10 protein-coding genes are annotated in these 14,114 nt (G+C 49.2%); 3 read left to right on the top strand and 7 right to left on the bottom strand.

The window, feature by feature from the left end; translation table 11 throughout:
• Nucleotides 1-17 precede the first annotated feature (17 nt).
• Both mnmG and mioC read right to left on the bottom strand, forming a co-directional pair.
• Nucleotides 18-1,907, bottom strand: a complete 1,890-nt coding sequence (gene mnmG / locus R0134_RS15630) for a tRNA uridine-5-carboxymethylaminomethyl(34) synthesis enzyme MnmG (protein WP_319782857.1) — start codon at nucleotides 1,905-1,907, stop codon at nucleotides 18-20.
• A gap of 490 nt (nucleotides 1,908-2,397) precedes the next feature.
• Nucleotides 2,398-2,844: an FMN-binding protein MioC gene (gene mioC / locus R0134_RS15635; protein ID WP_319782858.1), complete on the bottom strand. Its 447-nt coding sequence runs from the start codon at nucleotides 2,842-2,844 to the stop codon at nucleotides 2,398-2,400.
• A gap of 283 nt (nucleotides 2,845-3,127) precedes the next feature.
• Between mioC and gdhA the strand changes: the two genes are divergently transcribed.
• Complete coding sequence (gene gdhA, locus R0134_RS15640) at nucleotides 3,128-4,483, top strand: NADP-specific glutamate dehydrogenase (protein ID WP_319784394.1); 1,356 nt, start codon at nucleotides 3,128-3,130, stop codon at nucleotides 4,481-4,483.
• Nucleotides 4,484-4,780: 297 nt separating this feature from the next.
• On the opposite strand, the gene R0134_RS15645 is transcribed toward gdhA, so the two are convergent.
• Entirely contained in the window at nucleotides 4,781-5,131 is a 351-nt protein-coding gene (locus R0134_RS15645) for a RidA family protein (protein WP_319782859.1), read from the bottom strand.
• Nucleotides 5,132-5,315: 184 nt separating this feature from the next.
• On the opposite strand from R0134_RS15645, the gene R0134_RS15650 reads away from it, so the two are divergent.
• Entirely contained in the window at nucleotides 5,316-7,130 is a 1,815-nt protein-coding gene (locus R0134_RS15650) for a hybrid-cluster NAD(P)-dependent oxidoreductase (protein WP_319782860.1), read from the top strand.
• A gap of 188 nt (nucleotides 7,131-7,318) precedes the next feature.
• On the opposite strand, the gene R0134_RS15655 is transcribed toward R0134_RS15650, so the two are convergent.
• Entirely contained in the window at nucleotides 7,319-10,171 is a 2,853-nt protein-coding gene (locus tag R0134_RS15655; RefSeq protein WP_319782861.1) for an FAD-binding and (Fe-S)-binding domain-containing protein, read from the bottom strand.
• A 242-nt stretch (nucleotides 10,172-10,413) separates the two neighbouring features.
• On the opposite strand from R0134_RS15655, the gene R0134_RS15660 reads away from it, so the two are divergent.
• A complete protein-coding gene (locus tag R0134_RS15660) occupies nucleotides 10,414-11,448 on the top strand; it encodes a Gfo/Idh/MocA family oxidoreductase (protein WP_319782862.1) in 1,035 nt (344 codons plus the stop codon).
• An 81-nt stretch (nucleotides 11,449-11,529) separates the two neighbouring features.
• On the opposite strand, the gene R0134_RS15665 is transcribed toward R0134_RS15660, so the two are convergent.
• The 3 genes from R0134_RS15665 to R0134_RS15675 form a co-directional block, all read right to left on the bottom strand.
• On the bottom strand, nucleotides 11,530-12,039 hold the full coding sequence (locus tag R0134_RS15665) for a DUF1456 family protein (RefSeq protein WP_319782863.1): 510 nt from the start codon (nucleotides 12,037-12,039) through the stop codon (nucleotides 11,530-11,532).
• Between the two features lies 1 nt (nucleotide 12,040).
• Nucleotides 12,041-12,313: an RNA-binding protein gene (locus R0134_RS15670; protein WP_319782864.1), complete on the bottom strand. Its 273-nt coding sequence runs from the start codon at nucleotides 12,311-12,313 to the stop codon at nucleotides 12,041-12,043.
• Between the two features lie 263 nt (nucleotides 12,314-12,576).
• Nucleotides 12,577-14,019: a sodium:solute symporter family transporter gene (locus R0134_RS15675; RefSeq protein ID WP_319782865.1), complete on the bottom strand. Its 1,443-nt coding sequence runs from the start codon at nucleotides 14,017-14,019 to the stop codon at nucleotides 12,577-12,579.
• Nucleotides 14,020-14,114: the final 95 nt, after the last annotated feature.

Consider the following 14,114-nt stretch of genomic DNA (forward strand, 5'->3'; position numbering starts at 1 on the left):
TTATTTACGCCAATGTCTTACGCTGATTTGCGCAGCAAGCCACGTTTTTTAAGATGAACCAGCAAAATTGAAATCGCCGCCGGTGTTATGCCAGGAGTACGCGAGGCAATGCCTAAGGTTTCAGGTTTCGCTTGATTCAGCTTAATGATCACCTCAGTCGACAGACCCGGCACTTCTTGGTAATCCAAGTCCAGTGGCAAGTGGGTGTTTTCATTGCGCAGCTGCTTTTCGATTTCGCCTTTCTGGCGCTCGATATAACCCGCATATTTAACCTGAATTTCAACTTGCTCAGCCGCTTGCTCGTGGCTGATACCCGGACCTATGCCGTCCACCGACATCAAGGTCGGGTAGTCCAACTCTGGGCGGCGTAACAGCTCTTCCAGAGTATGTTCTTTGCTTAACGGGGTTTTTAGTAATTCATTCAAGCTGGCAGCCGACGCGTGCACCGGATTAATCCAGTTCTCACGCAGGCGTTGGGTTTCTTGAGTGATCTGCTCCATTTTATCGCAGAACAGCGCCCAGCGATGATCGTTCACCAAGCCTAGTTCACGGCCAGCTTCGGTTAGGCGAAGATCGGCGTTGTCTTCACGCAGCAGCAAGCGATATTCAGCACGACTGGTAAACATGCGGTAGGGCTCTTTAGTGCCCAGTGTAGACAGGTCATCCATCATCACGCCCATATAGGCTTGATCACGACGTGCCGACCAAGGCTCTTTGCCAAAGGCGCGCAGCGTAGCGTTAAGGCCCGCCAGCAAACCTTGGGCCGCTGCTTCTTCGTAACCCGTGGTGCCGTTAATTTGTCCGGCAAAAAACAAGTTATGTAAATACTTGTTTTCCATGTTGATCTTTAAGTCTCGTGGATCGAAGTAGTCATATTCGATTGCATAACCTGGTCGCATGATGTGCGCCTGCTCAAAACCTTTGATCGAACGTACGATCTGTAACTGCACATCAAACGGCAGGCTGGTCGAGATCCCATTTGGATACAGCTCTGTGCTAGTTAGGCCTTCAGGCTCGACGAAGATCTGGTGCGAAGTTTTATCAGCAAAGCGCATGATCTTGTCTTCGATCGACGGGCAGTAGCGCGGTCCGATCCCTTCGATCACACCGGCATACATGGGGCTACGATCCAAGTTTTTGCGGATCACATCATGAGTTTTTTCATTGGTGTGGGTGATGTAACACGGGATCTGTCTGGGTTGATCGGCTCGGCTACCAATAAACGAAAATACCGGAGTCGGGTTATCACCAGGCTGAGTTTGCATCACCGAGAAATCCACGCTGTTGGCGTCAATGCGCGGTGGAGTTCCGGTTTTCAGTCGGTCAATACGCAGCGGCAATTCACGTAAGCGTTGAGCCAAGGCGGTGGAAGGGGGATCCCCTGCACGACCGCCCTTGTAATGATCCATACCGATGTGGATCAAGCCGTTTAAAAAAGTACCCACGGTCAGTACTACGGTTTTGGCTCTAAATCTTAAGCCGGTTTGGGTAACCACACCCACCACAGTTTCGCCTTCAAGGATCAAGTCATCACAGGCTTGCTGGAAGATCTTTAAATTAGGCTGATTTTCTAACCGAGTTCGCACGGCTTGCCGATACAGCTGACGATCCGCTTGTGCACGGGTCGCTCTTACCGCAGGTCCCTTGGAAGCATTGAGCGTACGAAACTGGATCCCGGCGTTATCCGCAGCCATGGCCATGATCCCGCCCAAGGCGTCGATCTCTTTGACCAAGTGGCCTTTGCCAATGCCACCAATGGCGGGATTGCAGGACATTTGTCCCAAAGTATCAATGTTATGGGTCAATAACAGGGTGTTTGCTCCCATACGAGCAGCGGCAGCGGCGGCTTCAGTGCCGGCATGGCCACCGCCAACAACGATGACATCAAACGATTCTTCATAATGCATAACAGATACTCTTGAAACAAGCAGGTGTAAGGATCCCGAAGGCCGATCATTTTAGCTGTTTTACGACTGAGATGGAAATGCGATCGAGAGGATCTTTGCTGTGCTTAATAGATCTTAGATCTCTAGAGAGATCTTCTATTATGACTACTACTAGTGATCCTCTTTTCTGTGAGTAAGGCGTTTTTGATCTTAAAGATCATAAGCTTAAGTACGATCTCTACCTGTGCACAACCTTTAGTTAGATCCCCTTAGACCCGTGGGTAACTAGCCTAGTTATGCACAGGCGCCCCCAGTGAGATATTTCATTAAGAGGATAACTATAGGTTTAACACTGGTTTTAAGCATAGTTATGCACAGGTGGCGAAAAGGGCGGGATTAATAACAACACTAAATTGAGGAGGGGATCTGTTGATAACTTGGTGGAAAGAATTTATCCACAGTGGGGATCAGATGCGTGAACCGATCCCCATAAGAGGCTTAATTAATAGATCTATTGCTTAGTTAACCAGAGATCGAGCCATTTTTTTGCGATCATCTCCGGTGGATCGGCCAAACTAACGTCTATCTTAAGTTGATCCTCTAGACGAATGGCGCCTAGTTGGCTGAGTTGATGATCCAGTGTTTGTATGGCTTGGCAGAAAGTATCGTAGGCAGAATCACCTAAACCCACGGCTAAGTAGTTAAGGCCGGTTAAGTTTGGTGCTTGGTCAAGTAATTGCTGGTAGAAAGGTTGAATATTTTCCGGAAGATCTCCGGCACCATGAGTAGAACAGATCAATAATAAGATATGCTCAGGGCTGATCAAGATGTGATCAACTTGGGGAGAAGTGTGAATAACAGTGTGATAACTATTTTGTTCTAGGATCTCAGCTAAGTCTGCCGCCAGATCTTCGGCCGCACCCAAAGTTGAGCCCACCAAGAGGGTTACCTGCTTCATATTGCTCCTGATAAAATAAAAAAGTGGTGATTTTAGCACCATCATCTTAAATAGTCGGTGTAAGATAGAGCCTGGCAAGACCACTTTAGTCTAACTAAAGTGGTCAAACCGGCGGTCAGTAAGGCGGAATACGGGGTATTAAATGATAAAAAAACACAAATATTCCACCTTTAATTCATCAATGGCATTGACCGAAAACTGCATTCATATTTCAATAGAAGCGGGTCTCAACCACCAGCAGTATCCCAGCATAAGTGGTACCAAAAATAACAAGGAAGATATCGTGACGTATATTCATAACACCATCACCAAACTCAAGCAGACCAGCCCAGCTCAAGCTGAATTTTATCAGGCGGTAGAGGAGGTGCTTGAATCGTTACAGCCCATCCTTGAAACTAACAAAAAATATCAGCTGCATGCCATTATTGAACGTATTGTTGAGCCAGAGCGCCAACTGATGTTCAGAGTTCCTTGGGTAGATGATCAGGGTAAGATTCAAGTTAACAAAGGTTATCGTATTGAATTCAACTCAGCATTAGGTCCTTACAAAGGCGGCCTTCGTTTCCATCCCAGCGTTAACGCCAGCATCATCAAATTCCTCGGTTTTGAACAAATCTTTAAAAACGCATTAACCGGTCTGCCAATTGGCGGCGGTAAAGGCGGTGCCAACTTTGATCCTAAAGGCAAATCTGACGCCGAAATCATGCGCTTTTGTCAGTCATTCATTAATGAATTGTATCGCCACATAGGCCCAACCACAGACGTACCTGCGGGTGACATTGGGGTAGGCGGACGTGAAATTGGCTATATGTTCGGTCAATATAAGCGTTTAACCGGCAATTTTGATGGCGTATTTACCGGTAAGAGCCTGCTGTGGGGCGGTTCGTTAGCGCGTAAAGAAGCCACTGGCTATGGTTGTGTTTACTTTGCTCAGTACATGCTAGAAGAGAAGGGCGATACCTTAGCGGGTAAACACTGCTTAGTTTCTGGCGCGGGTAACGTAGCTATCTATACCATCGAAAAGCTGTATCAGCTGGGTGCTATCCCAGTAAGCTGTTCAGACTCTAGCGGAACTATTTACCACGAGTCCGGTATTAACTTGGATACGCTAAAAGAGCTGAAAGAAGTACGCCACGTTCGCTTGAATGAGTACTTAACCGCGCACCCTGACGCGACCTTTATTCCGGTGGCTGATTATCCTGCCGATAGCAATGCGGTGTGGCATTTAACTGGCGCTCAATTAGCGTTTCCTTGTGCGACCCAAAATGAGCTTAACGAAGCTGATGCGAAAGCACTGGTGGCTAACGGCTGTATCGCTGTGTCTGAGGGTGCCAACATGCCTTCTACTCAAGATGCAGTTGAAGTATTCTTGGCCGCTAAAATCCTTTATGGCCCAGGTAAAGCTGCCAACGCAGGTGGCGTAGCGACCAGTCAGTTGGAAATGGCACAAAATGCCAGTATGCAGCGCTGGAGCTTTGAAGAAGTAGATGAAAAGCTCAAAGTTATCATGAAAAACATCTATCTGAACGCCAGCCAAACGGCGGCCGAATTTGGCGAGCCAAACAACCTAGTGTTGGGCGCTAACATTGCTGGTTTCCGTAAAGTAGCGGATGCCATGATAGAGCAAGGCGTGGTGTAACAAGCGGTACGTTATACGCTGTACGCCATACGTTAAAGAACATGCTCTTGTAGGCGAACGCTTGCTCTCGCATTTCGCCGAAGGCGGAACGGGTTAAAATATAATAGTAAAATCGAGATCCTGACATGCGTCAGGATGACGGCAATAAAAAAGCCCCGAACCAACGGTTCGGGGCTTTTTATTTGGCTGGGCTATGGCATTACTTTAGCTTCTCGTTTTACTGCGTAAAACCGGCCAGCGGTCGCGGCCTCTTGTCAGTGCAATAACATACAGCGTAAGGCGTATAGCATAAGACTATTATTTAACAGCTGCAGTTACCGATATTTCTACCAGTAACTCTTCGCGCGCCATAGCACCTTCCACACAGGTGCGAGCAGGGGCGTGGCCTTTCGGTACCCAAGCATCCCACACCGCATTCATGGCAGCAAAATCCTTCATGGATTTCAAAAATATAGTGACCGTCAGCATGTGTTCGCGGCTTGAGCCTGCTACTAATAGTAACTCGTCTACTTTATCCAGCATGGTGACCGTTTGTTCGGTAATATCCTTACTGGCATCTTTGGGCACTTGGCCACACAAATAGACGATGCCATTGTGTTTGACGATGCGGCTCATACGCTCGCTGATTTGTTGGCGCTCTATAGTCATGACTGCTGCTCCGGTTAGGTTTTATAGAGAGAGCGCTAAGCGCTCAGCGTCGAGCTCTAGGGAAAACAAAGAACGATGTCTTATTTTAGCTCAGCGCTGGGCGCCTAGCGCTATCTTTTAGTACGCAAACCTTAACCTCTGAGCTGAGCTTGTAAACGTTTAATCTCAATAAGGATCAAATTCTATGGCGGTGATCACGCAGCTCTACCTGTACCCTTTGAAATCTGCGGCTGGATTAGCCTTAAATGAAGCTTTTGTCACTTATGAAGGCCTACTGGGTGATCGCCGCTTTATGCTCGCCAAGCCCGATGGCCGATTTATTAGCGCGCGTACGCATCCGCGATTACAAGGTATTCAGGTGCAGCCGGTCGCTGGCGGCTTAGATCTACACTTTAATTTACCCCACGGCGGCGAACACCAATTAGCCGTACGTTATAGTGAGTTTTTGCAGCAGCCAGTTACCGCCACCGTTTGGGACGACACTTTTACCGCACTCAGTACCCATCCTCATTACGATGCGTGGTTTAGTGAGTTCTTGAGCGAGGCGGTGCAACTTATTTGGCTGGGTGAGCAGTCTCAGCGCTATCGTGAAAGCATAAATACGGCGGTCAGCTTTGCCGATGGTTATCCGTTACTGCTGATCTCACAAGCCTCATTGCAAGATCTTAACTTGCGCGCCGATGCGCGGCTTGAGATGTCGCAGTTTAGGCCGAACCTGGTGATATCAAAAACGCGGGCGTTTGAAGAGGATGGCTGGCGACGAATTCGTATTGGCGACGTGGAGTTTGTGGTCGCCAAGCCTTGTAGCCGTTGTGTGATGACCACCATAGAGCCTGGTACGGAACATTTTAATGTGCTTAAAGAACCGTTAGCAACCTTGCTGCGCTATCGACACGGCAGCGATGGCGAGGTGTATTTCGGCCAAAACCTGATTGCCGTTAATGAAGGCATCATCCGCCAAGGCGATAAGGTTGAGGTTTTAGAATACGCGAGTGCTGCCATTTACCCTGATGCGGCACCTAAGCGCCGTGAGCTTATTTGCGTGGCACGGGAAGCGCTCACCCCTGATATAGAAACCTATTGGTTAGTGGCAAGCGATGGCAAAGCGCTACCTAACTATCAAGCGGGGCAGCACCTGCCGATTGCCGTAGAGATAGATGGTCAGCGCCATGTGCGCTACTACAGCCTAAGCTCTAGTCCTACTCAGGATGAACGCTATGGTATTAGCGTGAAACGCCAGCCCGATGGCAAAGTATCGCCTTGGCTGGCAGAGCATTTTCAACCGGGTAAAACGTTATTGGCGCATGCACCCGCCGGCGACTTCGTACTGCAACCCGCCGAGCGTTATCTGCTGTTATCGGCAGGCTCCGGTATTACGCCTCTGTTATCGATGATCCGCGCATTAGCAGATAACGAGCAGTTACATGATGTGGTGTTTATTCATGTGTGTCGGACTGAGCAGGATATTCCTGCCGCCGCAGCATTACGGCAATTGGCAGATAGCCATCCAGGTCTGATTGTGCAGTTTGTACTTACCCAACCCCAAATAGGCGAGGGCGGTCGACTGACGCTGGGGCAGTTGGCGGCTATTCCACAGTTACCAACACGCCAAACCTATCTCTGCGGCCCAGCCGGTTTTATGCAGCAAGCACGCAGCTGGTTATTAGCGTTAGGGTTACCTGCAACGCTGTTACAACAAGAGTACTTTGGCAGTCTGCAAAGCGAGGATGTTTCACGTGAAACACTGGCAGTCTCTATCCAAATTGGCGAACAGTGCTTTACTGGCAATAACCAGCGCGACTTACTGACTCAGGCCGAGCAGCAAGGCATGACCTTGCCTTGGTCTTGTCGAGCCGGTATTTGTGGCAGTTGTAAGCAGCAGTTAGTGTCCGGCGCAGTGGAACAACCGCCAGCCCCCGCGTTATCCGCAACCGAACGCGAAGCCGGTATAGTGTTAGCCTGCTGCTGTGTGCCGCTAACAGATGTGGTCTTAAAATGACTTAGCTATACGCTTTACGTCATACGTTAAAGATAAATACGAAATATATGACAGCTCGGTGTTGATATGCGGCTGCGCCACATTGCCAAGCTAAAGCATCGCCTACATAGACACCGCAAAGCAATAGCTTTGCTGCACCATGCCACAACGGCGTGGTCGGTCTTTTGTTTGAACTTACAGCGTACGGCTTATAGCGTATCGCGGCTCTTGGACGCTTCATCTACTAAGTAAAGAATGGACTCATAGTTGATGCCGCTGTGATGGCTTAATCCGAGTTCACAGGTGCGGCTGTTACTCAATCCTCGTGTGCAACCTGACGGCACTTGCTGTTTTAAGGTAGCCAGTGCCGAAGCATTAAGCTCGGGCAGGGTAAAGCCTTTATCACCGGCAAAACCACAGCAGCTGATGTGCTCTGGCACTATTACCGACGTCGCACAAAGCTTAGCTAACGCTAACATTTTATCGGCCAAGCCCATGCGTTGGCTGCTGCAGGTAATGTGCAGCATTACCGTTTCATCAAGGGGCGAGAGTTGCAGTCGTGTTAATGCATGCTCCAAGATAAAAGCTACCGGCTCATAAACGGCTAAGTTTTTGGTAAAGCTATCTTTACTCAACTTGGCACAAGGGCTGGTGTCCATCAGTACTGGCCATCGCCCTTGCTCCGAAGCTTGCCACAAGCTGTCTTCCAGCTCTTGTATCTTATCCGCCGCCAGTTCAAACATACCCTTACTCTGATAGGGCATGCCGCAACACAGACTATTCAGCTGTGCCGGTATGATGACCTCAAAACCTGCCTTGGCTAATACCGATAACGTGACTTCAGTTAAGGGTCGAGCATCGGTTGCTTGTGATGATTGGCCGAGTGTGCGGCTGGCACAAGAGGGGAAATACACTACTTTATTGCTGCTCGTCGGTAGTCCTTGAGGCTGATTTTGCTTTTGCTTAGTTAATTCTTTCTGCAGCTGATGCGAGTTAGCCGCCGGTATTTCAGGAAACCACATCGGTAGTTTGTTACGGCTAACACTACGCAAGCTGCTATTCACGCGAGTCATGGCTTGGTTGCCGACTAACTTGCGGGCCAGATTAGTGGTATTCAAACCTATACCTACTGCCTTAGTGGTACTGGCAAAGTGCTGAGCCGTCCAACGCGCAATGGGCTGAAACTTCTGATAGCGGGCTGTGCGTAGCTTGCGCATCATGTCGCCAGTGTTAATGCCGACCGGACAGCGCTGCTCGCATAAGCCGGTGGCCGCGCAAGTATCGACGCCATGATACTCAAACACCTGAGCTAAGCTGTCGTCTATCACCTCGTGATTAGTTTGGCGACGTTGTAGCTCTCGGTAGAGCACTATTCGTTGGCGAGGCGTGAGGCTTAAATTCTTGGAGGGGCAGACTGCCTCACAAAAACCACATTCAATGCACTTATCAATCAGCGGATCGGCGGCGGGTAAGGGTTTAAGGTTTTTAAGATGCGCTTGGGTATCTGCGTTAACAATCACGCCTGGGTTCAGAATGCCTTGAGGATCAAACAGTGCTTTTATCTGCTGCACTAATCGATAGCCGTCTTGCCCCCATTCCAACTCAACGAAGGGCGCCATGTTGCGCCCCGTGCCGTGCTCGGCTTTGAGTGAACCTTGATATTCCACGGCCACCAACTGAGTGACGGCTGCCATAAAATCACCGTAACGCTGGCGCTCAGTCTCGTTATCGAAGCCTTGAGTAAATACAAAGTGCAGATTACCGGCCAAGGCGTGACCGAAGATAATGGCCTCGTGATAACCGAACCGCTCGAAGAGGGCCGTTAACTTACGCACTGCCGCCGCTAAATGTTTCACGTGAAACGCTACGTCTTCAATTACTACAGTAGTACCGGTTTCACGTACCGCTCCCACCGCCGGAAACATGCCTTTGCGCATGGCCCACAGGTTAGCGCACAACTTGGTATCTTGCGTGAACGCTACCTGCTCAAGCAGTGTGAAGCTCTCAATGGCGGCCATTGCTTGAGCGCAGTTTTGCGCTAACTCGGCTTGAGTAGCGCCGTGTACTTCTATTAATAGCGCCGCTGCTTCTAAATCTAAGGTTTGAATAAAGTCGGGCATACCGGCCTGATTGGCAATGGAGCGCAGGGCGCGACCGTCCATTATCTCAACTGCCGCAACAGCAGTGTCGGCTAATTCGGTGACCGCCAAGCAGGTATTTTCAATATCGGCATACACCAAAAGGCAAGAGGCCTTAAAGGCATGATCGGGTACCGTGTTGTAACTAATGTCATTAATAAAGCCCAGCGTGCCTTCGGAGCCAATCATCAAGTGGGCCAGCATATCGAAGGGATCGGTAAAATCTAGCAGGGCGTTCAGGCTGTAGCCGGTGGTATTTTTTAATCGGTACTTGTGACGGATGCGCTCACTCAAGGCCGGGTTGGCTAACACTTGCTGATGCAATGCTTGTAAGCCACTGAGTAACTGCGGCTGCAACTGGGCAAAGCGCGCCTTGCTTAATTCGTCTCGGGTATCAAGATAGGTACCGTCGGCTAAAACTACACTTAAGCCCGCTAAGGTTTGATAGGAATTTTGGGCCGTGCCACAGCACATGCCAGAGGCATTATTAGCGGCGATGCCGCCAATTTTACAGCTATTGATAGACGCGGGATCTGGGCCTATCTTGCGCCCAAACGGTGCCAGATATTTATTGGCGTGTGCACCTATTACGCCTGGCTGTAAAGTAATGAGGTGACCGTTTTCACTCATGGTGTGGCCGCGCCAGTCATCGGTTAAGGTGATCAGTACCGAGTCGGAGATGGCTTGGCCCGACAAACTGGTGCCCGCAGCGCGAAAGGTGCAATGAATGGCGTGCTCGCTACATAGCTGAAGTACCTGAATAACTTCTGCGGTGCTGCTTAAGCGCAATACCATTTTAGGTAACAGTCGATAAAAGCTGGCGTCTGTGCCCAGTGCTAAGCACAGCGCAGGATCGGTAATAATACGCGCGGCGGGTAATATCTTGCGTAGCGCCGCCAGTAATAAAGTGTAACGAGATGCCATCAAAGTGCTTCCTTAGCTGTGGCTGTGCTTGCGTCTTATGATAAGGCCTGCTTATGATTTTGGCTTAACCGATTCTGGTATAAAAAGGTAAGCGTCAGTTTATTCTGATTTATCGACAACATCAGGTTAGGCTAGAGTAAGACACTAACTGTCGCGACTTTACTGTGCTACTTGAGCCTGTGTTGCTTGAGTGGCAGTTTTCTCTGATGGTATAACAAATATGATTTTTAACGAGGTTAACCGTGATTAAAACCGCCATTATCGGCTACGGCCAGTCTGCCAGTATTTTTCATTTACCTTTTATCGATAGCTTGGCGGACTTTGAACTGGTCGCCATTAGCACCTCTAAGCCAGAGCTGGCGGCAGAGGAATGGCCAAATGTCGCTGTGTACACTGATGTGGATCTGATGCTGGCCGAGTCCGGTGCAGAGCTAGTGGTGATCACAGCTCCTAACGAAGTGCACTACGAGTTAGGGCGCAAGGCCTTGAGCTTGGGGCTGCATGTGGTGATGGAAAACCCCACCGTGACTCAGCTGCATCAAGGTACAGAGTTAATGCGCTTAGCTGAAACTAATAACCTGTGCTTGATCCCATTTCATAACCGCCGCTGGGACAGTGACTTTTTAACGTTACGCAAATTACTGGCAGATGGCACCTTGGGCCCAATTCATGGTTTTGAATCCCACTTTGATCGCTTTCGCCCTCGGGTACGCGTAGAAACCCCAGGTGTGGGTGCCGGTATTTGGTTTGATTTAGGCGGGCATTTAGTCGATCAGGCGTTGGTGTTATTTGGTAAGCCACAAGCGGTGACGGGCCGTTGTTTATCGATGCGCCCAGGTGGCAAAGTGACGGACTACTTTCATGTGCTGCTGCATTATCGCGATAAAGAAGTGATTTTGCATTCCAGTCCCTATCATCCAGGACCGAGTTTGCGCTTTAAGTTACAGGGCGAACTGGGCTGCTATATTAAGCGTGGTTTTGATCCGCAAGAAGAGCGTCTGCAAAACGGCATAGTGCCGGACTCGCCATATTTAGCGAAAGAGGCGGAAGCGGACTACGGTATTTTCTATTCGGATGATGATGCACAAGTGATTGAGTCTGAGGTGGGTGGTTATCGTTATTTCTATCAAGCCACGGCCAAGGCAATTCGCGGCGAAGCGCCGCCACCTGTGACCATGCAAGACGCATTAGATGGACTTAATATTATTAATATTGCAGAAAAGAGCTCGGTAGAAGGTCGTACCTTGCCCTTAACGGCTACCAGCTTTAGAGAATAATCGTCTGCTGCTGGCTTAGTATTTTTTATAAAGAGTAAAGTGGTCGAATACTCTTTCTTTAAGTATCGACCCTACTTAACCTTACTCGGCAGTTTGGTCGGCATCTTCTTCAGCGCTAGGCTCTGCGCCATGGCGGCGTTGCAGGGCTAGGCCTTGCAAGAAGTTCCGCAAGAACTGGTCGCCACACGGTTTGAAGTGTTTATGGTCGGGTTTGCGAAACAAAGAAGTCAGCTCAGGCTTTCTTACAATAAATCCGGCCAAGGCCAGCAAGCTTAAAATATCATCTTCTTTTAGTTGCAAGGCGACGCGCAGCTTCTTAAAGACTTGGTTGTTCATCGGCTCGGCACCTTCAGTCTTAGGTGCAGGTCCACCTTCGCGTGGGCCTCTTTCTTGTAATACTAAGCCATCTAAAAAGCCCAATAGCTGCTCATTGCTGCAGCTGTGGTAGTTTTCATCTTCTTCTTTGGCGAGCAAGGCTAAAAACTGCGCTTCATCAATCTCAATACCACCTTGAGCAAACAGGGCGAGTGACTGAGCATCTTTTAAGTCCAGTGAGTAGCGCACGCGGCGTAAAATATCGTTATTAGTCATATTATTTTGGCTCCACTTTTTTAGCTTCTTCTGGCTTATCTTCGGCTTTTTTCACGCGAATTTTTTCACCGTCTACTTCGATACCGTTCAAACTCTTGATGGCGGCTTTAGCTTGAGCAGGGTTTGGCATAAAGGCAAAACCAAAACCTTTTGAGTTATTGGTATTAGGATCCATAACCAGATGGAAGTACTGCACTAAGCCGTAAGGGGCGAGCAGTGCTAAGATTTTTTCTTCGGTAGTGAGGCGAGATAAGCCTCGGATCATAATCTTCATGGATTCTCCAAAATAATATGTTGGCGCCTTATCTTAAGATGATAAGCCGTTCATTAAGTGGTTGTTTATAAAATGGGCTGGCATAAGCCTGAATGCTTAATGCAAGGGGTCGCGAGTGTAGCAGTTTGTCTGGCTAACGTCTGCCTGCTTATGCCTGACTATTTAGAGGATAGCACCGAGATTGGCGTCCATAAAAAAGCCGACCTTTACGGGCCGGCTTGTGATCATTTTACGTGTTAACCGTGTGACGTCATGGTTTAAAACTAACTTTCTAAACTGCGAATACGTTGGCGCAAGATAGAAAAATCAAAGGTCTGGCGGTTAGGCATAAACTGCAATAACACAGAGACCAGCACAGGTACTAAGCTCGCCAGTAAGAATGACTCCAATAGATATTCGATTGGCGCACCAGGGGCTGGGAACAGCCACAGGCCTGCGATTAAGCCGGCGGCGGTGCTGAGCACGGCGTTATAAGCCTGATAACGAGCGCTATAAAAGCCAAAGAACACCGGGAAGGCCGCGGCGCAACATAAGAGATCGGCCAATAAGAACAGATACAAGACGCTAAAGCCTTGAGACGCCACTATCAATACCGGAATAGAGATCAATACTATCAACCAGCGGGATAAACCCAGCAGGCGGTTGGCGCTAAAATCCGGTAACAGACGGCGCAAGTCCACCACTATCATGCTGGAAATACCGCTGATGGTGGAGTCGGCGCTGCTCATAATCAAGGCTAGGCCAAAGGGCAATAAACCGATGGCAAACCACAACGGAATGTTAGACAGCAGCACATCAAACACGGCTACCGAGCCATCACCTGCTAAGCCTAAGCCCACGAAGGCTAAGCCGAATAGGCCCATGATAAAGATAAAGATGAAGCTCAAGATACCGCTGACGATAAAGCCATTACGAATGGCTTTATTATCTTGAGCGGCAAAAATACGCTGCCAAGTGCCTTGGTAAAAAAGCCCGGTTAACACTACCGCAATAAAGAAGGTGAGGCCGGATTTAAAGCCACCCATATCAAAGGGATTGAGTAGCTCTGGCGCTTTTTCTTTGAGGCCGGCGATAGTGGGCCCAATGCCGCCCACCGCTTGCCAGCCAAACATAATCAGCAGTAATAAAAACGGCAGTATTACTATGATCTGTAGGCGGTCGGTAAAAATGGTGACGCGCAGGCCGCCGTATAAGGTGTAGAGCAGGGTGGCCAACATTACGATAGAAGCAGTAGCCCACAAAGGCACGGGTGCCAGCAAACTTACCATTTTAGCGACGGCGGTGAGGCCTGCGGTCAGTGAGATAAACATGTAGAACATCATGATCACCATCACGAAGCCATACATGGTTTTACCGTAGCGATGCAGCACAAATTCAGTGAGGGTGTGGCCTTCTGGGATCAGCTCGCGCAGCCTTTTACCTAAGGGGATCATCATAAAGCGGGGCGCAAGTGAGCCCAGTGCATAGCCGATCACCGCCCCTATGCCGCCCCACGTGGCGGCTTCTGCCGGGCCAAATAATATCCAAGCGCCGAGCGTGGTGGCTAATAATGTCAGCATAGTGGATATGCCGTTTTGACTATTGCGAGCCACGACAAAGTCTTCGATATTGTCTTGCTGGCGGCGCGCATAATAGAGGCCTGGAATAGCAAACATGGCGGCAAATAAGCAGAGCCATAAAATGGCTTCGGTAGTGCTGAGTAGCATGTATTCTCCCTTTGCCAAAAGGCAAACATGATTAACATCGTCAGTCATTGACGGTTATATGGGCGATAGTATGCCGGGTAACAACGGTCGCAGAG

This window comes from Oceanisphaera sp. IT1-181, from assembly GCF_033807535.1.
In the GTDB taxonomy this organism is placed as follows: domain Bacteria; phylum Pseudomonadota; class Gammaproteobacteria; order Enterobacterales; family Aeromonadaceae; genus Oceanimonas.

Excerpts from the sequence above, each read along its gene's own strand:
- R0134_RS15665 (WP_319782863.1), bottom strand. The coding sequence starts at position 12,039 with ATGACTAATAACGATATTTTACGCCGCGTGCGCTACTCACTGGACTTA.
- R0134_RS15655 (WP_319782861.1), bottom strand. The coding sequence starts at position 10,171 with ATGGCATCTCGTTACACTTTATTACTGGCGGCGCTACGCAAGATATTA.
- R0134_RS15645 (WP_319782859.1), bottom strand. The coding sequence starts at position 5,131 with ATGACTATAGAGCGCCAACAAATCAGCGAGCGTATGAGCCGCATCGTC.
- R0134_RS15650 (WP_319782860.1), top strand. The coding sequence starts at position 5,316 with ATGGCGGTGATCACGCAGCTCTACCTGTACCCTTTGAAATCTGCGGCT.
- mnmG (WP_319782857.1), bottom strand. The coding sequence starts at position 1,907 with ATGCATTATGAAGAATCGTTTGATGTCATCGTTGTTGGCGGTGGCCAT.
- R0134_RS15670 (WP_319782864.1), bottom strand. The coding sequence starts at position 12,313 with ATGAAGATTATGATCCGAGGCTTATCTCGCCTCACTACCGAAGAAAAA.
- mioC (WP_319782858.1), bottom strand. The coding sequence starts at position 2,844 with ATGAAGCAGGTAACCCTCTTGGTGGGCTCAACTTTGGGTGCGGCCGAA.
- R0134_RS15675 (WP_319782865.1), bottom strand. The coding sequence starts at position 14,019 with ATGCTACTCAGCACTACCGAAGCCATTTTATGGCTCTGCTTATTTGCC.